Origin of the sequence: Fluoribacter dumoffii NY 23, assembly GCF_000236165.1 — a bacterium.
Lineage (GTDB): Bacteria > Pseudomonadota > Gammaproteobacteria > Legionellales > Legionellaceae > Legionella > Legionella dumoffii.
This window is the reverse complement of the sequence record NZ_CM001373.1, coordinates 746,724-766,630: the sequence shown is the minus strand read 5'-3', so window position 1 is coordinate 766,630 and position 19,907 is coordinate 746,724. Positions and strand designations below refer to the sequence as shown.

Genomic DNA, 19,907 nt, shown 5'->3' with positions numbered 1-19,907 from the left:
TGAACTCCTGGGTGAAAATAGACCAAACACCCAGGACTCGTTTTGAAAAGATCTAAATACTTAAGAATATGCCTATCAAACTATAAGAGGAATAATTTTATATGGAACCAATTCACAATATTTTTTCCAGTCAGGCCCATATTTTGCAGAACAGCGTTTATCATCACGAAATGCCCTATCAAACAAAAGCACCGTTAAAAAACAAAGATAAAAATAAGGTGCAAAATTATCGAACAATGCAGGTACTGACCAAAAAAATGTCCCGGCAAGCTCTGGAATATAATGAAAATGTCTGGCTATTCCCCACCATCCAGAAGCCAGCAATATGGTTTGTTTTTTATCTCCCTTTGTTGTCTGATATTGGGCAAGCACGGTAACGGGTTTTTTACCCCAAACCTTACATTCGCCTTGTGTAGCCCGGGCAATTAGTCGTTGCTTGTCAGCAAAATAATTAATCATAATACTTGCAAAACCCAAGCCTAAAATAAGAGTTGCCCATACGAAAGATAGATGGATAGGATGAAGAACAAGATACATGCTTGGCGAGGTATACACACACGGTACCCAGACCATACACCCCCAGCAAATATAAAATCCAGCGCGATCATGCATGATATCCAAGGATCGTAAATAACCTTTTTCCCACATGTAAAATTTTGTGAGATAGACAAATTGCAAAATTACGGAAATTAACATCGAATTGGACAAATCACCTAATTCTGCTTGTTTTGCACAATAAGAAATAAGAAATAACCCCCAACTCATCATTCCAAAACGGCAGGTGATAAATTTTTTAATGCTCCATCCTAAAACTTGAGGATAAAGCTCAGTTCCCCAGTAATAGTCGAACAAAATATTATTTGTTATCCCGGAGTCAGTCGATGAAGGAGAGAAGCGGCCTTTGAGATATAAAAACACACAGACAATAAGACTAAACACATTGAGTGCGCCAAAGAGAGCCCCTAGATTGTCATAAAGAATAGACGCCGAAAATAAATTGAAACCAAAAGAGGCAATGCAAAAAGTCGCCATCGTAACAATAAATGCCAAAACGCCATTATCTTTATAAACAGGCACGTTCCCTTTTGGAGTAATGGGCCCATTAAATGTCTTTCCTGGTAAAATGCGCATTAAAGCCAGTTCAAAAACAGTAAAAACTAAAATAATTTTCCAGGCTACTGCAGAACCCCAGAAATAAGGCTGCCATATTGTCAGCACAGTTTGAAAAAAACCATTTTGAATTATTAACTCTCCAAGGGCTGATAAAGATCCTTGAAGTTGGGTGTTGGTATACCAAAACATCATCACAAAAATCGGGCATGTAAGAATAAGAAACAAGGGCCCTAATGTATTCCTGAGATTGAAATTCATAATGCTTCCTTACATTTAAAGAGACTGGTCGGGGATTATGATACAGTAATTTTAAGTATTTGGTATCTATTAATTTATGGGTTTGATTAAAATAAAAATAGGAATTGATGTTTCCTATTTACCCAATAAAAATAGAGGCTTACATTTGCTTTAGCTTCTACTTTACACTTTAATTTATATATGCAGGAACACTCAAAAAGGGAATATCATGCCCCCATACCTTATCGAACGCATGACGCTTGACGAAGTTTCAACTGCGATAGAATGGGCCCGCAAAGAGGGTTGGAATCCAGGCTTAAACGATGCTGAGTGTTTTTATCAAGCAGACCCCCAAGGTTTTTTTGCTGGAAAACTAAACGGACAAATCATTGCTGTTGGCTCTGCAGTAATATATGACGATTATTTTGCATTTTGCGGCTTTTATATCGTAGAAGAAAAATACCGTGCTCAAGGTTATGGGATGGAATTAACCCGTGCACGTTTAGCTTATATTGGCAACCGAAATGCAGGTATTGATGGTGTATTGGATATGGTTGATAATTATGCCAGGATTGGCTATCAATTTGCCCATAGTAATGCACGCTACGCCTTAAAGAACTCCCCTATTACCGCGAAACCAGATTCCCATTTAGTTAATCTAAAAAATGTTTCACTGGATCAGATATGCGAATATGACCGCAGCTATTTTCCAGCACCCAGAGAAAAATTTCTGGCAGCATGGATAAATCAAAATACAGCATTAGCAATAGGTTATATTAAGGAAAACAAAATAGAGGGTTATGGTGTAATTCGAAAATGTTTCGACGGGTATAAAATAGGACCCTTGTTTGCGGATAATCCCTTTATTGCTGAACGATTATTTGAATGTCTGGTTGAACATGCCTATAGTGAGGCAGTTTATCTGGATATTCCCGAAAATAATCCCCTTGCAGCTGATTTAGTTAAGAAATTCGGTATGACTAAAGTATTCGCCACTGCAAGAATGTATTTAGAAGGAGCTCCAAAACTGTCGAACGAAGGGATTTATGGGATTACCACATTTGAATTAGGATGAATATGCGTGATTTAGTGGGTTATGGCCCAGAAGAAAAAAATCTCTTCTGGCCTAATAAGGCCAAGCTAGCCATTAATTTCGTTATTAATTATGAAGAAGGAGCTGAATTAAGTCCTCTCTATGGTGATGCACATGCAGAAACAAGTGGTGCAGACTTTCCATTTGCCCCAAAGGCCAAGGGAAAAAGAAATCTGAGCATGGAATCCTTTTATGAATACGGCAGTCGCGTGGGGATATGGCGTCTTCTACGCTTGTTTGATCCTTATAACATACCGCTTACTTTTTTTGTTACGGGGCAAGCTTTAGTGCTAAACCCTGTATTTGCCGATTATCTTGCTCAACAAAATCATGAGGTGGCAGGACACGCCTGGCGATGGCTCAATTATACCAATATACCCAAGAAAGTGGAGAAGAAACACATGCTTTTATGTGTGGAAACACTAGAAAAACTGACTGGCCGTAAACCCAAGGGTTGGTATACTGGTCGACGCAGCGAAAATACTCGGGAGTTATTGCTAGAACTTGGTGGCTTTTTGTATGACTCGGACAGCTATGCTGATGAATTACCCTATTACATCAATAACCATCTTGTAATTCCGTATTCTTTGGACTGTAATGATTTTCGATTCACTACTTCTCCAGGCTTTCAGGATCCCAGAGATTTTTATGAACGGCTAATGAATACATTTTGCTATCTTTATCAAGAAAAACGCCTTGCCATCATGACCATAGGTTTGCATCCACGCTTGAGTGGGAAACCTGATCGTTGTTTTATCTTAAAACAATTTCTGGATCATTTAACTCAGTACCAGGATATTTGGATAACCAGACGAATGGATATAGCGAAATTTTGGTTGCAAACAGTTCCCCATGGTATGTAATAACTTAGCTTCTGGGGGGCATTTGCAACCAGCATTTAAACTAGATGAAATTAAAAAGTGACAAACCCTGTATCAGTACAAAACTTTGCTGTGCAATTTCTAAATTGTATAACTCCTGTTTGTATTCGGAGGCAGCAACTAAAGGATCAACCTCTTGTAATCGCTTTAGAGTGATTCTACTTTGTTCAATTAAATCAGCGTTTGCTGTATCGGCATGCTCCAATTGATTTAATCTTGACCCCAAATTAGCACGAGCATCTAAAATTGTGGTTAATGCACTTTCTATTTGAGCCAAAATTTGGTTATTCAATGTGGTTGCAGCTGCTTTTTCGGAAGCAGTTGAAAATGGTTGGTTCAGGTTATTAATCATCTCCTGTATTGTTGCAAAAACCGATTCATTTTGCGAAGGAGTAATAGAAAATGCATCACCGGGGGCCGGAGTACCTGAGACAGTCATTTCCATACCGTTAAAATTGACCGTCATCCCCTCTTGATATAAAGGAGCATCATCTGGTAGTCCAGTTGGCGGAATGACGTTTCCGGTTACTGCTCCACTGACCATAACTACCAAATTCCCCTGGGAATTCAGTGTAAAGCTCAACGTGTAATTATCTGCCACATAAGCTGAGGGATTTGATATGGAACCTGGATCTAGTGATGCCGTACCGGTATTGGGTGTTCCTGTTTGTCTAATTGCAAAACTGCCATTTCCGTTAGGTATGCGCATAAAAAGACCATCTCCAGGATCATTGATAGCCATTTGTAAACTACTTCCGACAAGCTGGAAACGCTGCGTATTATCTCCATTATAGACATATTGTCCCAAGGTATTTATTGTAAAGGGTAATGTAGAGGTTTGTCCCCCACCGAACATGTAATCACCGTTAATATCTTTCGTATTGGCGTAATTAAGCAATTCATTCAAAATAATATTTGCCTCAATCGCTAACGCTTTGCGATCTCCTTCTGACAGCGTCGCATTGCCTGCTTTAACCTGAATGTCTCGTAACCTTTGCAAACTGGTTGTGCAATCATTCAGAACGGATTCTTCCATACTTAAAGCATTGTCAGCGCTTTCCCGATTTTTTTGTAAAAGCTCGGTGAAACTGATGCGTTGATTCATGAGCTCAATTTGTGAAAATGCAATGGGATCATCAGATGAATAACGCACTTTAACAAAATTTTCATCGATTCTCTCCTGCAGTTTTGCCACTTGTTCTTGCTTGAGTAATAACCTATTTATGCTATTTTGATAAATTTGATTTGTTGAAATACGCATTTATCACCTCATTATTTCGAAAAGAATATTCATCATTTGATTGGCAATTTCCATGAGCTTTCCCGCAGCTTCATAGGCTTGCTTGAATTGTAACAAGTTCTCCGCTTCTTCATCCAAATTCACCCCACTGATACTTTCCTGGTAATCAACAGATTGCTTATACAAAACTTGAAATGCATCCGCACGATTTTTTGCTTCATTGGTTTGGCTTCCTGTATCGGAAAGCAAATCCGAATAAATATCAAAGAGAGTTTCATTACCGTTAGAAAAAATATCCTTTTGTTGAATTCCAGCTAAAAGTAAGCCGTTACGGTTATCCCCATAGCCTCCTTGATTGTATTGTGCAGTAAATTGATCTCCTGCATTGGGCGCACCCGATAAGGTAATAGAGTATGAAGGATTCACCGCATCAGGAATTTGCACCACATTATCGGTATTAGGTACAAACGTGAGTGGGCCTGTTGTAATTCCATCGGTCACATTGATAAGGTTAAACTGCGTTGGAGAAATAAAATCAATAGTGTATTGTTTGCTAACCTCAGTTGTATTCAAAATGGGTCCCAAAGCGATTTGGCCTTGCCCTGTATTATTCAAAGATGCATTGGTTTGCACTGGTGACGCGAGGGCTAGCTGACGTGGGTCAGTCATGAGCAAGGAAAATTTTGCTGCTGCTCCCCGGGTTGGCATAATTGTAAAAGAATCATTATCAGCCAAATTAGAGAGGTTATCTACAGTAATGGTCATGCCATCTACTACAATTTGTCCTGCAGGCGGAGTTGGTGGATTGCTAGTCCAGTTTAAAGTGACGGCTGAACCGTCAGAGTCTCGAATGAGTGTTACTTGATTTGCCCCTGCATTGGTGACAACTAATTGATAATCACTGGCTTTGACTTGTGAAATATCAGAAATATTGATCGATAATACTCCAGTACCTGCATTGGTTGCTGCTGCAAATGACCGATCCAGCTGCATTGCCAAAGTGTTGTAATCAGTAAAAATATTCTGTCCCAGTTGATTGTTTAAGTCCATTCCCAAGCTGTTCTGGGCATTGAACGTTTGTGCCAAACCGATTGCCATCTGTCCTATGATTTGACTTGATTTAGACAAAATATTTCTTTCATAGTCCAGTAAGCCTCCCAACGTCCCACTTGTGAGTTGATTGGTGATTTCGGTTTTATCCGAATCCGTTCCCAATAAAACCTGAGTACCCTGACCCGTTAAATGATTATAATTAACAGTCAAGGTTCTTTGAGTTGCTCCGATTACCAGCATCTGCCCGCTACCTATCCCTACATTCACCATACCGTTATCTTGTTCCACGACAGTCAGATCAGAAAATTCGGATAACTCCTTAAGTAATTCATCCCGTTGATCCAGTAAATCGGGAGAATTAGGAGAGTTCATTATTTGCGCATTCACTGCTGCAAGATTGGAGGTAATTTGGTTTATTTTATTCGCAGTTTCTTTAATCTGGGATGTTGAGGTTTCTTGATACTGATCAAGATTTTGTTGTAAGAATAAAAATTGACTTGCTAATAATTGACTTTGACTCATTACCACATTACGGGAAGCCACATTGTCTGGTGAATTATTTAATTGGCCTAAGGAATCAAAAAAAGACTGCAAAGAGGCCGAGAGGCTACTACCATCTTGAGAAAGCAATTTATTTATTTGCAGGGCTTGTTGATAAAAAGTATCGTATTGAGATTTAATACTTAAGGTACTGCGCACCTGGGCATTGGCAAATTGATCCGCATTGCGGTAGACGTTATTCACAGCGACTCCGGTGCCAATGAAAGAGCCCGCAAATTGACGTGTTGGGGTTGGGGCAAATTGAATACTTTGTCTTGAATAACCTCGGGTTTTAACATTTGCGATATTGTTCGCTGTAACACTCAATGCATTTTGAAAAGCATTCATCCCTGAATAACCAATACTTAGTATTGACATGGTTTTGTTCCCTCGCCTGATATTCCAATGTCCTCAATAATTTCTCTTCAAAAACTATCGATTGCGATCGCTATTCTTTAAGCTTGCTCTGTTAACTCACACTGTTGTATTGCCTGATTTAATTCATCACCATGATAGATGGATAAAATTTTTGTTCCATACTCTGGATCAGTGGCGTATCCAGCTTTGTGTAATTCATTGATATAAACCTCAGGGTTTCCCACACTGGCCAAAGCATTCTGATATCGTTCCCCATCTTTGATTAGAGAAATATAATCATTAAAACTGTCCTCAATAGATGGGTATTTTCTGAACGATGCATTAACCTTTATCGGAGTATCTGCAATGTATTCTGTAGTTTTAACAGTTACAGAATCATATTGGCCTCTGTCATTGGATTTGATGTTGAACAGGTTATTACTGCTGGTACCCTCGGAATCTTTAGTAATATATTTGCCCCAACCTGTTTCCAAAGCAGCTTGCGCTATTAATATCTTCGGATCCAAACCAATCACCGATGCAGCCTGTTTTGCTTTAGGCCAAATCGATTTTACAAACTCATCAATGGGTGTACTTGGTTTATCGTCTTTGGATTGTTTTGTTTGAACAGCGGGCACAGAAGATGGGCTCGCCATTTTGGCCGCTGCTGTTTTTTGCGGCTGTTCTGTTGTTGATAGATTATGTTCCATTTGCCGGGTGAGCATATCGCCTAAGCCAATTCCTTTCGAATTAGCAATAACACTTGCATATTGGGCATCTAGCATGTCCTGAAATGTTTCGCGATCTTTGCCTCGAAAGGGACTGGATTCTTCAAGAAAATGCTGGCCCATACGCATGCTTTTCAGCATGGCTTGCAGGAATATTCCTTCAAACTGTTTCGCTGCTTCCGGCAATGCTTCTTTTTCATTATTTTGAGCTTTAACTTTCAGCTCATTTAATGCATTAAAATCACTGGTAGCAATTCCATGTACACTCATTTCAATCCTTTTTCTACTGGATTAATCCTTTCAAATCTAAATCCGGATACATCACCTATATCACGATTAAGGTAGCATTTAAAGCACCTGCTTGCTGGAGTGCCTCAAGTATTGCAATCACATCGGCGGGTGTTGCCCCAACTGCATTGATGCCTCTCACAATATCCTTCAAAGTGACCCCAGGAGGTAAAACAAAAGCATGGTTATTTTTTTGTTCAATTGAAACCTGAGATTGCTGGGTTGAAACGGTTCGACCCTGAGCAAATGCATTAGGCTGGCTGATAACTGGGGTTTCCGTCACACTAACCACCAAATTGCCATGGGAAACAGCAGCCGATTTGACAACAACGTTATTAGAAATCACCACCGTTCCTGTACGTGCATTGATAATTATTTTTGCTATTGCTTCAGCGGGTTTAAACTCTATGTTTTCCAAAACGGAAACATAGTCTACCCGTTGCGACATTTTTTTAGGTGCTGTCACAACCACTGAAGTGGCATCCAAGGCTCGAGCAGTACCGGGTCCCATCATTTCATTAATGGCGTCACTCATACGTTTTGCTGTAGTAAAATCCGGTGTATGTAAATTAAACGTCAAATCTTTTGAATAATAAAAAGGATTAGGAATATCAACCTCTATAGTTGCTCCGTTAGGGATTCGTCCTCCACTGGGTACATTTACGGTGACGCTCGTACCGTCACTTCCGCCCGCACTCACACCCGACACAATCACATTTCCCTGGGCTATTGCATAGACCCGTCCATCTGCTCCTTTTAAAGGGGTCAGCAACAAAGTACCACCCAGCAAGCTTTTTGAATCCCCAATCGATGAAATATTAATATCCATGGATTGGCCTTTTTTCATAAAAGAAGATAAGCTCGCAGTCACCATTACTGCGGCCATATTTTTTGAATTGAGTTTGGTTCCTGGCATGATGTTCACTCCCAACTGAGTCAACATGTTTGCAAAAGTGTCTTCTGTATATCTTGTGCCGTTTTTATCACCAGTCCCATTTAATCCTACCACCAAACCATAACCAACCAATTGGTTGGTACGGACGCCTGCCAAAGTAGCAATGTCTTTAATGCGTTCTGCATAAACCTGGTTTGAAATAAGGTTTATCATCACCATCCATGTAATTATCAGCAATCGCCGCATTACAATTCCTCAATTAACAACGTTATTAAAAGGACAGGCCCCGATTTTCAGCTTCTCATGCAGGTTAGGTTGGGAATAAAGGCCCCCACATGAATCGTGCCAACCAGCCTTGAGCATTGGTATTATTTACTTGTCCTGTACCACCGTAAGCTATACGGGCATTGGCCAGACGATCGGAGGTAATGGAATTATCCGCCTTGACGTCTTGTGGGCGTATAATACCTGACAAGCGTACGTACTCTTCGCCTTGATCGATCTTCACCCATTTTTCACCCTGAACGACCATATTGCCATTCGCTAAAACCTGCGACACGGTAACGGAAATGCTCCCCGCCAATTTATTGTTTTGTACGGCCTGTGCGGAGCCATTAAACTGGCGTTGATTATTTAAATCAAAATCCATGCTGTACCCACTGCCAAAAGATATTGGCCTACCTAAAAAAAGTTTATTCTTGACTACATTTGTATCTGTTTTCATCTGTTGCAAGGTTGCATTTTTTGATGCGTTAGTGCTTTCCACCAAAAAAACGGTAATTATATCTCCTGGGTGCCTTGCTCGTGGTGTTTCAAAAAGAGGTAAGGCAGTTTCAGCACTATAGATTGCCCCGGACTCCTTTCTTAACTCCTTTGGATCGGGAGTTGTCGGGTATGTGGGTGCATATTCTGGATCTTTGCCGCGTTGCGGTGGATTTAAAAGTTCGCATCCACTCAAAAAAATGGCAGCCAGACCTAAAACAAGCGAATTAAATAATTTCATTCGTTGAGTCTTCTTAAACAGTTTGATTTAAGTATTGCAACATGTTATCCACAGTCTGGATACCTTTTGCGGTAATCTCATAGCTTCTTTGTGCTTGAATCATATTGACTAATTCTTCAACCACATTCACATTTGAAGCTTCTAAAGAACCCTGTAACAACGTACCAACCCCTGATGTTCCTGGATTGTTCAAAGTTGCTGCGCCACTTGAAGCTGTTTCTATAAAAAGGTTTTGTCCTACAGGTTGAAGTCCGGTCGGATTGGTAAAATTAGCTAACTGAATGTTTCCGAGTACTGTAGGGGTGGTACTTCCAACTACAGTAGCACTTACAACTCCATCAGTACTAATCGTTACCCCCAGGGTTTGGGAAGGAACATTGATGGCGGGCTGCAATGGATAACCATTCATATCTACAAGTTGTCCCGTGTTATCTACTGTGAACGTCCCATCACGGGTATAGGCTTGTGTTCCATCGGGCATCAAAATTGTAAAAAATCCTTGTCCCTGAATCATTAAATCATAAGGATTGCGTGTGTTTTGTACGCTCCCCTGTTCAAATATTTTTTCGGTAGCAACTAAATGCACACCTGTTCCTGCATTAATTCCTGTTGGGATCAAAGAGTTCTCTGATGATTGCGCCCCAGCCTGGCTTGTATTTTGATAAAGCAAATCCTGAAATACAGCTCTATCTTTTTTAAAACCCGTGGTATTGACGTTTGCTAAATTGTTAGCGATCGTAGCAATATGTTTTTCTTGTGCTTCCAAGCCAGATTTGCTTATCCATAATGCTGGTTCCATGGAGACTCCTCCGCAATTATTTCATAAATATTTAACTTAAACGGTTATCATTCGTGCAATACTTGTGCCAATTTCATGAAGTTATCTTCAACTGTAGACATTACTTTCATGTGGGCATCATATTCACGTCCTGAAGTAATCATTTCCACCATCTGATCCACTGCATTTACATTCGAGCTTTCAATTGCCCCGCTTCTTATTTTAACCGTACCATTCGCGGGAGTTGCAGCGGCATTATTTTTTAATTGGAACAACCCCTCTGAGTTCTTGACGATATTATTTTTATCCAGGGTAACCAACTTAATTCTATCCAATATAGCTGCACTGTTAGGATCCCCTCCCAAGGGTACAACGGTTATGGTTCCATCATCTCCGATATTGACTGATTGGGCGGGGGGAATTGAAATAGGCCCCCCATTACCCAAAACAGGGTGACCAGAAGCCGTAGTTAACATGCCATTAGCATCCAAACGTAAATTTCCGGCTTTCGTATAAGCCTCCTTCCCTTGAGTACTACTTACCGCGAACCAGCCATTACCTTCAATGGCAATGTCGAGATTACGTCCAGTTGTGATAATATCTCCCGGGCTTAAATCAAGGGAATTAGAATTTTGAATGGTAAAGGATGTTTTATCGTTTGATCCTCCCATATTTGCATACAAGGTTTGCGCTTGATATAAATCAGCCTTAAACCCTGGAGTATTCACATTCGCCAAATTATTGGCGATTATCTCCTGGCGTTTGAAACCTATTCGCCCACCCCCCGCAGCATTATATAAGATAGGATCCATAAGTTACCTCCTAACGCATATTAATAATTGTTTGTGTGATCGCATCACCCGCGCGAATAGATTGTGCATTTGCCTGGAAGTCACGTTGGGCGCCGATTAAATCAACCAATTCACTGGTTAAATCCACATTAGATTCCTCCAGCATACCGGATTTGATGGCACCAAATCCACCGGATGCACCCACACCCACTAAAGGTTGCCCTGAGGCTGATGTTTGCACCCAAGAAACATTTCCTACATTCTGTAGCCCCGTTGGGTCAGCAAAATTAGCCAATTGAATTTGCCCCATAGCCATTGACTGTCCATTGCTATAAATACCCAAAATAAGACCGCTATCATCAATATTTAAACTGGCAAGACTGCCGGTTGTATACCCATTTGATGAGGTGGATTGCACAGCAAAGGGACTGCCAAACTGGGTGCTGTCTGTTAAATCAACATTTAAACTTATTGGGTCAGCGCCATTATTCAGATTTAGCGATAGCGGGATCAGATTATCCGTTACCGGCACGCCGCCTGGGCCCGCCACACTGACAAAAGTTCCATCAGTATTGAAATTAACCTCATACAGGTTTGAGGAGTTATCCGTCCCCAAATTAGGGGGAACATTTTGATTGTCAATTTGGAAGGCAACATACCATTGATTCTCTGTACCTGCAGGTGTAGAAGCATTAGGTTGACCCGATGCAGCAGCAGAATTTGCTTTAATAAAGTACATACTCAAGACATGGGAGTTACCCAAACTATCGTAAATGGTCAACGATGTTGGATTATTATAAGAACTGCTAAGCGGCGCTGTTCCGCCAATCCAATCCACTGCTGGGGGAGTGCTTTGCGAATTCAAATTCACGCCCGTTTTAACAGTAGTGCTTGCCTGGGGGCTAATATTCGCGGTATTAATCTGTAAGTTTCCTGAAGTTCCCGTAATATTTCCTTTGCCATCTGCAAGTAAACCAGTAAGGTATTGTCCATTGACATTGGTAATATAATTTTGATTATCCAGATTAAACTGCCCTGCTCGTGTGTAAACTGCTCCGCCTCCTGGATTATTTAAAATGAAAAATCCGGATCCGTTTACTGCCAGGTCCAGACTGTTGGTACTGCTCGATAAATTTCCAGACGCAAAGGATTGTTGAACCTTAGTCAACATCACTCCACTACCAATAGAGGTACCGCCGGCACCAAAACTTCCATAACCGCCAAAGGAATATATATCACCAAAATCAGCGCGGGATCCCTTAAATCCTACAGTTGAAGAGTTTGCGATATTATTACCAATAACATCCAAATTGCTTGTTGCTGCTTTAAGTCCACTAAGTGCTGCGTCAAAAATCATATTAGCCTCCTGCTCTTACACTGATATTTGTCTTACCTGATCCAATGATATTGGCCCAATCCCTGCCACATTTAATTTCAAACCCTCACCATTTTGCCCGAGACTTACGCTATCAACATTTGCTGAGGTCATTGTCTTTAAAGAAACCTCTTTACCTCCATAAACTGCATGCACCTCGACTTTGTATTTACCTTCTTTCAAGCGATTGCTATCCGCTCCGGTACCATCCCAACTGAACTGAAAAAATCCGGGTTCGGGCTGACCTAAAGGAATTGTTTTTATTAACTCCCCGGCTTCTGAATAAATAGAAGCATTTAAATTACTAAGACCTGGCGGAATATCCACAGCGGCCTTTACATCGCCCTCTGTACCTAATTGAAGAGCATTACTGTTTACCAAAACTTTGCGTCCCACCAGTGCCGAAGCCTGTAAAGCCTGATTTGATTGGAGAGAAGTTGCCATCTGTTGTAGTGATTCCTGCATTTTAGCCACACCATCATTGGTACTAAATTGGGCTAACTGTGACAAAAATTCGCCATTTACCTGGGGCTGCATCGGGTCCTGATTTTGAATTTGGGCGACCATTAACCGCAGGAAGTCCTGTTGACCCAAATTTTTTTTTACCGAAGAATCGATTTGATTATATGATAGATTGGATGTGTTTGTTCCATTAACTGAATTCGCTGCCATTCCCTTTCCCCCATTATTCACCTAGTTCCAAGGTGCGTTGCATCAGCTGTTTTGTTGTATTAATCAATTCAACATCTATTTGATATGACCTTGAGGCAGAAATCACATTTGCCATTTCCTCTACATAATTTACATTCGGCGTATATACAAATCCATCTTTATCCGCTATGGGATTATCAGGTGCATAACGTTTTACGGGATCTGAAGAGCTCTCAAAAGTACCCTTGAGTTGGACGCCTCCTGATATTTGCTCTCCCATCCACTGATTTGCATGTTCCTGAACCGCTTTGAAAATCGGATACTTTGCTTTATAAACTTCACTCGCATTCCCAGACTCTACATTAGCATTACTCATGTTCTCAGCACTAGTCGATAAACGTGCTGTTTCAGCAGTTAATGCCGAGCCTGCAATATTAAAAATTGCTTTTAATGACATAGTCACTCCCCTTTTAGCGCAAGCATCATGGATTTGATTTTACCATCAAGAAAACTTAGGCTGGCTCTGTAATTAAGTGAATTTTGTGCAAATTCAGTAGTCTCCAAATCTTTATCTACCGTGTTTCCATCTAATGACATTTGCGAGGTAACCCGATATTTTAAATTCGCAGTAAAATCAGCATTTGTATTAATATGATTGGGAGAGGTAACTTCCATTTTTTGTGCACCGCCAGCCATACTCGCTGCTAAAAATTCGTTAAAATCGATATCTTGAGCTTTATAATTTGGGGTATTGGCATTCGCCAGGTTATTGGCCAATTGTGAGGCTCTTTGGTCCCGTGCTACCAAAGCTTTAGCATGTATTCCAAAATAAGAATCCAAATCCAGCGCCATATTTCCCTCCTAAAATAAGTACAACAATAAAAGCAAACATTGTGCCAATTTCAAATAAATGAGAAAATAAGTCAGTTAAAAACTGGGGAGCTCCGCCATGTTAAAGAACCACACTCTTCCTGAAAACGCCATAGAACAAGTTAAAACCTACCTACTCCAATTACAAAATTCAATTTGTTCGAGACTTGAAAATCTGGATGGTACAGCTCAATTTGTCGAAGATGCCTGGGAACGCCCCAGTGGTGGTGGCGGAATGACCCGTGTTTTGGCACAAGGCTCTGTCTTCGCAAAAGCAGGCGTCAATTTTTCTCATGTATCCGGCACTCATCTTCCTGCCTCAGCGAGCGCGCATCGTCCTGAACTGGCAGGCAGAAATTTCAATGCCCTAGGTGTATCCCTGGTAATTCACCCCGATAATCCCTATGTACCTACATCCCATGCAAATGTACGCTTTTTCCTGGCAGAAAAAGAAGATGCTGAGCCGGTTTGGTGGTTTGGCGGAGGATTTGATTTAACCCCCTATTATGGATTTGAAGAAGATTGCATCCATTGGCATCAAACCGCTTTGAATGCCTGCCAACCTTTTGGCGAAGGAATCTACCCCAAATTCAAACAATGGTGTGATGATTATTTTTTCATCAAACATCGAAATGAAGCACGGGGGATTGGAGGCTTGTTTTTTGATGATTACAATGAAATAAGTTTTGAGCATAGTTTTGCGCTGATGCAAAGTATAGGCAATCACTATATTGAAGCTTATGCACCCATAGTGGCTCGTCGTAAATCCCACCCTTTTGGGGAACGAGAAAAAGCGTTTCAAAATTATCGAAGAGGACGCTATGTGGAATTCAACCTGGTATACGATCGGGGTACTTTATTCGGGTTACAGTCGAACGGCAGAACAGAATCCATTTTAATGTCCTTACCCCCCGAGGTTACCTGGGAATACAATTGGCACCCTGACGCCCAGAGTGCAGAAGCTAAGTTATATACTGATTTTCTGCCCCCACGCAATTGGTTAGAGTAAGCAGTTATCTTGTTGCCTTGATTAACCTGCCGCCTGGTGCCATGAAGCCCAGGCTTTAGGCAGCGTTTATTTTTCAGGCAATGCCACTTTCTTTAAGTAAAGTCTCGCGAACACCGCAACCACAGCATTTAATGCGCTTAAAATCAAAAAAATTTGGGGAATTTCGACATTAATATCTAATAAACCGATAACCATAAAGGTTCCTGCTACCATAAATAGAGAATTATAAATATTATTGGTTGCAATAATTTGAGCTCTGGTATGAGGCGGACTCATTACTTGTAAATAAGTATACAAAGGAACAATAAACAAACCTGAGCTAAACGCCACCATAAACAAATCAAAAGCAATCCGCCAATGGTTTGCCTCAGTGAAAAAATTTCCTAAAGAAACTAATATATCAGGTCTCTCTATCAGAGGTGTAGCCCAATACAAATCCAGCGAAAAGCAGGTAAATGCAAACATGGCCCAAGGGACCATAAAAAGATTAATTCGTCCTTTAAAAATAAAATTAACGGTTAATGAACCCAACGCAATACCCATAGAAAACAATGCAAGAAATAATGCGAAGACACTATTGTTTGCTCCTAAAACATAGTTTGTGTAATCAGGCAGCTTTGTCAAAATAACGGTACCTAGCAACCAAAACCAGGATAAAATTAGAATAGACAAAAACATTCCAAAATGATTCTTTGCATCCTTCAACAATTTATAGGTTCCGCGCCATATCTGAGGATCCACTTTAATGGATGCAGATGTATAACCTCTTGGGATAAACAAACTGGCAGTCAAACCTGCAACTGCTATAAAAACAGTTAAAAACACGGCGATATAAGGCTTGGTATTAGTTGCTCCAATGGATAAGGTACCCATTGTAGTACCTAACAAAATAGCAATAAAAGTACTTGCATCAATTAAGCCTGTAGCACCCAATAAATCTTTCTTGGGTAAATGATCAGGTAGTATGGCGTATTTTATAGGACCAAAAAAAGTTGAGTGTACACCCAAGCCAGTCAGAGTCACCATCATTAGAAAAATATTACCCCAATATAAGGAAAAGCTGCCTATTATCATTAACACTAACTCTAATGCTTTAATGACTCGCGTTACTATGGCTTTATCGTATTTATCCGCTATTTGACCAGCTGTTGCTGAAAGCAGGAAAAAAGGGATTATAAATAATGCACCTGCGACCGCCTGGTAGAACTCGGATTGAGTCTGGTCGTGTGTCAAATGGTAACTAATCAAGGTAAGCATTGCCAGTTTGAATGCATTATCATTAAAAGCACCAAAAAATTGAGTAAGAAAAAAAGGCAGGAAAACACGTTTCTTTAAAAGGTAAAAAGCACCAATACCCATCAGATAAACTCCATAGAGCAAGTAATAACCGTTCATTAATATCTTCAAGGATGAATACTACACTGAACGGTTATTTAAATCTGCATACAGGATGATTAATAAATAACTTGCAAGCCCAAACGGCTTGTCCTTAATGCCGAGGGAAGAAAGTGATTATATTTTAAAATTAAGTCTTCAAGATTATCATGGGCTTCTGCCTCTCGCACAAGCTGAGACAGGCCTGTATCGGAAATTTTATTATCTGATAAATCAACATATTTTAAATTAATATTCGTCTTTAATGATTGGGCAATAAGCTCAGCGCCCATATCTCCAATCTTGTTACTTCTGAGATTCAAATGGGTCAATGACCGTGATTCAGTAATCATTGCAGAAATTTCTTCTGCACATTGTTCATTGAGGTTGTTATAAGAAATATCCAAAATTTTTAATGAAGGATGACTCAAAACAAAATGATGCAAGGCTTTCATTCCTTTCAAACCAAAGTCATTACAACTGAGTACTAACTCACTTAACTCCATATTGTGCTCCAGAGCATCGAGTAACCTTTGCACGCCAATATCACGCAACCAATTCAATGAGAAATCCAGAACCCGAAGTTTTTTATTTTGCAAAAACGAAAAAAAATCAGGTGAAATTTTATCTCCAATCCAGTTATCTATGAAACTGATTCTATTAAGGTTTTTATTGGGCAAAGAATCAAATAAATAAGTAACTTGATTCGCTTCAATATGATTGGCATAAAAAGAAATTTCATTCACTTTTGACGATAATTTCAGAATATCGTGGAGGGCAATAAAATCTTTTTCATTTAAACTGGAATGACTCACACTTATTCTTTTAATGAGCTTGCAATGTTTTGAACCTTTTACCTGCAAATAATGTTTGAGGCGAGAAATCGCCAAGTGATGTTGTAACTGAAATAGCTCTATTGCCTCTAACTTTCCTTGTGCATGTTTGAGTCTGATCGTCATCTTACATCCTTTGTAAATTGAACCGTTATTTAAGTGTAGATGATATTTTTCTTTTGATGTAAAGAATTGAAATTTCATTTACTTACAAGAGGTTCCATTTCCAATATGAGATGATTGAACTGTATGCCCCTCTAATTTAAGAAGGGCTAGCAATCAGATTTTTCCTGACATGAGGAGACATTCTTGTCTGCCCAATAAACAAGGTTTATTTTTAAAATTGCATAAAAAAAGGAAGTTTTATGCAACATTGGGTTTCAGAGTTTTATTAAATTTGTGCAGCCAAACGAGTCAGAACATTTCCTGGTCCCACTTCGATGAACACTGTTTCGCCCTGGTTCTTCAAATAACGGATTGTTTCAGTCCAACGAACAGGATGGGTAATTTGTTTCACTAAATTATCCTTAACCATCGGATCACTATAAGGTTCTGCTGTAACATTCGCAATCACTGGCGCTTGGAGGGCTGAGAATTGGAAGGGAGCTATGAATTTAGCAAACTCATCAGCGGCTGACTGCATGTAGCGGGAATGGAAAGCCCCGCTGACTTTTAAAGGCACACACATTAGGGCCTCACAAGCAAGCAATTCATTTGCTTTGCCAATATCAGCAGCAGGTCCTGAAAGAACAATCTGTTTCGGCGAGTTGAAATTGGCAAAATCTACTGAATCCAACCCATTGGCTCTCAGCAGATATTTAATTCGCTCCTCAGTTAAATTAATTACAGCGAGCATTCCACCGCCACTTGCTTGAGCCATCAATTCACCGCGTTTTTGCACCAGTTTCAACCCTGTGCCAAAATCAAACACTCCAGCTGCAAATAAAGCGGCGTACTCTCCCAAGCTATGTCCAACCAGACATTGGGGCATGGGCTCCTCTTTGGCCCTGGCTAAGAAAGAAAGTGCCTCAATAACATATAAAGCTGGCTGGGTGTATTCGGTATTACTGAGCTGCTGTTTTGGATCATCCAAACATAATTCTTTAACAGAGTATCCCAGAATCTCATCAGCTTGTTCCATTTGCTCAGGGAAATATGAAAATAATTCGATTCCCATTCCTTTTGCCTGGGAACCTTGCCCAGGAAACATATAGACAGTCATAGAGCTCCTTTTCAGCATGTATAATCCAATATCTCATGATAATTAGAACACGGTATAAAGTCATTAGATAAATGTGTGATTCGGTGTAAAATTACGTTCTCTGAAGGAGTTTATTGGGTCTTGCTATGGGCTATTCTGAACAGATAATGCTTCGCCAAAGAATTGACAGGATCAATTTTAGGATGAAGAAAATCACCCTTCTCATCCCGAATCATTCCAAGTTTTTCCATAACTCGCTGGGAACGTATATTATCAGGCACGGTAAAAGCAACCAGTTCTTCTAATTTTAACTTCTGAAAAGCATACTCCCTAACAGCCCGAGCCCCCTCGGTTGCGTAACCTTTTCCCCAAAAAGCATATGCAAGCCGCCAACCAATTTCGACACAAGGAGTAAAATGTGCCTGCCAAGCCGGGCTATTTAAACCAATAAACCCCATAAAGTGTTTTGTACTTTTTTCCTCAACAGCCCATAAAGTATAATTTTTCTCAATGAGCTGGGCATTCATGCACTGGATAAAATGAACAACAGTATCTACAGTCCAAAGTGCGGGGATGAATTCCATTACTTTGGGGTCCTGGTTCATTGATAAAAATGGAGCGATATCTTCCTCGTTCCAGGCCCTTAACAAGAGCCTTGGGGTTTGTATCGTGTTCATGGCAGATAAATGGTCCCCCGCATGTATAGATGGGTTGTTCCATATAGAAAAACTCGGCCTTCTTTAACCTCGCATTCCAATTTACCCTGACGCGCACCACCTTGCATCGCCTTTATGGAGGATTTATTGAGTTGCTCACACCAATAAGGGGCTATCACGCAATGAGCAGAGCCAGTTACTGGGTCTTCGGGGACATTGCACCCTGGATAAAAACATCGTGAATACACATCAGAGTTTTTTCCCGGGGCAGTTAAAATCAAACCTCTATAAGCCAAACGCGCCACCGCATCCAAATCTGGTTGGGCTTCACGCACATCTTTTTCATTCTCATAAACAAACATCAAATCAAACTGACTTTTAATAACTTTCTGCGGTTTTTTAAGATTTAATTGCTGCAATTCGGGTGTAAGTTCAATGGGATGATAAGGTAATGCCGGAAAATCCATCATTAACCCATTACCATGTCTGCGAACAATAAGGGTTCCGCTTTGGGAATTAAACTTGATTTCGTCACCTTTAAATTTTAATTCTTCAAAAATGACATGAGCCGTTGCAAGGGTAGCATGCCCGCATAATGCAACTTCTTCATTAGGTGTAAACCATCTTATATAAAATCCCTCTCCCTCAGGAACAAAAAAAGCCGTTTCTGATAAATTATTCTCTAAAGCAACCTTTTGCATTTCCTGTTCAGTTAACCACTTATCTAAAGGACATACTGCTGCGGGATTACCTTCAAAAAGAGTAGAAGCAAATGCATCCACTTGATACATAGGCAAATTTTTCATACACATACACCTCAAAACAAATTTTTAGAGCACGAGAGGTATATATGTAGATAAATTCAGGGAATTCAAGAGTCTTTAAAAATAATTTCTTTACAGGACAGATGTATAAGGGAGAATTTCAGACAAAAAAATAGT

General features: G+C 40.2%; 20 protein-coding genes. 3 read left to right on the top strand and 17 right to left on the bottom strand.

Annotation, left to right across the window (positions count from 1 at the left end):
• Positions 1-75: 75 nt before the first annotated feature.
• Entirely contained in the window at positions 76-1,371 is a 1,296-nt protein-coding gene (locus KYQ_RS03545) for a phosphatidylethanolamine N-methyltransferase family domain-containing protein (protein WP_010653939.1), read from the bottom strand.
• 208 nt (positions 1,372-1,579) lie between these two features.
• On the opposite strand from KYQ_RS03545, the gene KYQ_RS03540 reads away from it, so the two are divergent.
• Both KYQ_RS03540 and KYQ_RS03535 read left to right on the top strand, forming a co-directional pair.
• Entirely contained in the window at positions 1,580-2,425 is an 846-nt protein-coding gene (locus tag KYQ_RS03540) for a GNAT family N-acetyltransferase (RefSeq protein ID WP_010653940.1), read from the top strand.
• A gap of 2 nt (positions 2,426-2,427) precedes the next feature.
• Positions 2,428-3,306, top strand: coding sequence for a polysaccharide deacetylase family protein (locus KYQ_RS03535; protein ID WP_029488973.1), 879 nt, complete (start codon positions 2,428-2,430; stop codon positions 3,304-3,306).
• Between the two features lie 40 nt (positions 3,307-3,346).
• Here the strand turns inward: KYQ_RS03535 and flgL are convergent, their stop codons facing one another.
• The 11 genes from flgL to flgB all read right to left on the bottom strand — a co-directional run bounded on the left by flgL (position 3,347) and on the right by flgB (position 13,875).
• Complete coding sequence (flgL, locus tag KYQ_RS03530; protein WP_010653942.1) at positions 3,347-4,585, bottom strand: flagellar hook-associated protein FlgL; 1,239 nt, start codon at positions 4,583-4,585, stop codon at positions 3,347-3,349.
• A 3-nt stretch (positions 4,586-4,588) separates the two neighbouring features.
• Positions 4,589-6,535 (bottom strand): flagellar hook-associated protein FlgK, encoded by a 1,947-nt coding sequence (gene flgK / locus KYQ_RS03525; RefSeq protein ID WP_010653943.1) that lies wholly within the window; start codon positions 6,533-6,535, stop codon positions 4,589-4,591.
• A gap of 77 nt (positions 6,536-6,612) precedes the next feature.
• Positions 6,613-7,512: a flagellar assembly peptidoglycan hydrolase FlgJ gene (gene flgJ, locus KYQ_RS03520; RefSeq protein ID WP_010653944.1), complete on the bottom strand. Its 900-nt coding sequence runs from the start codon at positions 7,510-7,512 to the stop codon at positions 6,613-6,615.
• Positions 7,513-7,567: 55 nt separating this feature from the next.
• On the bottom strand, positions 7,568-8,671 hold the full coding sequence (locus KYQ_RS03515) for a flagellar basal body P-ring protein FlgI (protein ID WP_010653945.1): 1,104 nt from the start codon (positions 8,669-8,671) through the stop codon (positions 7,568-7,570).
• A 64-nt stretch (positions 8,672-8,735) separates the two neighbouring features.
• Positions 8,736-9,428: a flagellar basal body L-ring protein FlgH gene (locus KYQ_RS03510; RefSeq protein ID WP_010653946.1), complete on the bottom strand. Its 693-nt coding sequence runs from the start codon at positions 9,426-9,428 to the stop codon at positions 8,736-8,738.
• Positions 9,429-9,441: 13 nt separating this feature from the next.
• A complete protein-coding gene (flgG, locus tag KYQ_RS03505; protein WP_010653947.1) occupies positions 9,442-10,227 on the bottom strand; it encodes a flagellar basal-body rod protein FlgG in 786 nt (261 codons plus the stop codon).
• Positions 10,228-10,274: 47 nt separating this feature from the next.
• Positions 10,275-11,018, bottom strand: a complete 744-nt coding sequence (flgF, locus tag KYQ_RS03500; protein ID WP_010653948.1) for a flagellar basal-body rod protein FlgF — start codon at positions 11,016-11,018, stop codon at positions 10,275-10,277.
• A 10-nt stretch (positions 11,019-11,028) separates the two neighbouring features.
• On the bottom strand, positions 11,029-12,354 hold the full coding sequence (gene flgE, locus KYQ_RS03495) for a flagellar hook protein FlgE (protein WP_010653949.1): 1,326 nt from the start codon (positions 12,352-12,354) through the stop codon (positions 11,029-11,031).
• Positions 12,355-12,369: 15 nt separating this feature from the next.
• Positions 12,370-13,044 (bottom strand): flagellar hook assembly protein FlgD, encoded by a 675-nt coding sequence (locus tag KYQ_RS03490; protein ID WP_010653950.1) that lies wholly within the window; start codon positions 13,042-13,044, stop codon positions 12,370-12,372.
• Between the two features lie 13 nt (positions 13,045-13,057).
• Positions 13,058-13,480: a flagellar basal body rod protein FlgC gene (flgC, locus tag KYQ_RS03485; RefSeq protein WP_010653951.1), complete on the bottom strand. Its 423-nt coding sequence runs from the start codon at positions 13,478-13,480 to the stop codon at positions 13,058-13,060.
• Positions 13,481-13,482: 2 nt separating this feature from the next.
• Entirely contained in the window at positions 13,483-13,875 is a 393-nt protein-coding gene (gene flgB / locus KYQ_RS03480; RefSeq protein ID WP_010653952.1) for a flagellar basal body rod protein FlgB, read from the bottom strand.
• 97 nt (positions 13,876-13,972) lie between these two features.
• Between flgB and hemF the strand changes: the two genes are divergently transcribed.
• The gene (gene hemF, locus KYQ_RS03475; RefSeq protein ID WP_010653953.1) at positions 13,973-14,902 is read left to right on the top strand and encodes an oxygen-dependent coproporphyrinogen oxidase; all 930 of its coding nucleotides are present in this window, start codon (positions 13,973-13,975) and stop codon (positions 14,900-14,902) included.
• Positions 14,903-14,968: 66 nt separating this feature from the next.
• Here hemF and KYQ_RS03470 read toward each other — a convergent pair whose 3' ends face one another.
• From KYQ_RS03470 to KYQ_RS03450, 5 genes are all read right to left on the bottom strand, one after another.
• Entirely contained in the window at positions 14,969-16,261 is a 1,293-nt protein-coding gene (locus KYQ_RS03470) for an MFS transporter (protein WP_010653954.1), read from the bottom strand.
• Positions 16,262-16,356: 95 nt separating this feature from the next.
• Positions 16,357-17,235 carry a leucine-rich repeat domain-containing protein gene (locus KYQ_RS03465; RefSeq protein WP_010653955.1) on the bottom strand — a complete coding sequence of 293 codons (879 nt, stop codon included), beginning with the start codon at positions 17,233-17,235 and terminating at the stop codon, positions 16,357-16,359.
• A 265-nt stretch (positions 17,236-17,500) separates the two neighbouring features.
• Positions 17,501-18,331 carry an ACP S-malonyltransferase gene (gene fabD / locus KYQ_RS03460; RefSeq protein WP_019349651.1) on the bottom strand — a complete coding sequence of 277 codons (831 nt, stop codon included), beginning with the start codon at positions 18,329-18,331 and terminating at the stop codon, positions 17,501-17,503.
• Positions 18,332-18,441: 110 nt separating this feature from the next.
• A complete protein-coding gene (locus KYQ_RS03455; protein ID WP_029488972.1) occupies positions 18,442-18,987 on the bottom strand; it encodes a GNAT family N-acetyltransferase in 546 nt (181 codons plus the stop codon).
• A complete protein-coding gene (locus tag KYQ_RS03450; RefSeq protein ID WP_010653958.1) occupies positions 18,984-19,772 on the bottom strand; it encodes a PhzF family phenazine biosynthesis protein in 789 nt (262 codons plus the stop codon). The genes KYQ_RS03455 and KYQ_RS03450 overlap by 4 nt, the downstream gene beginning before the upstream one ends.
• Positions 19,773-19,907 lie beyond the last annotated feature (135 nt).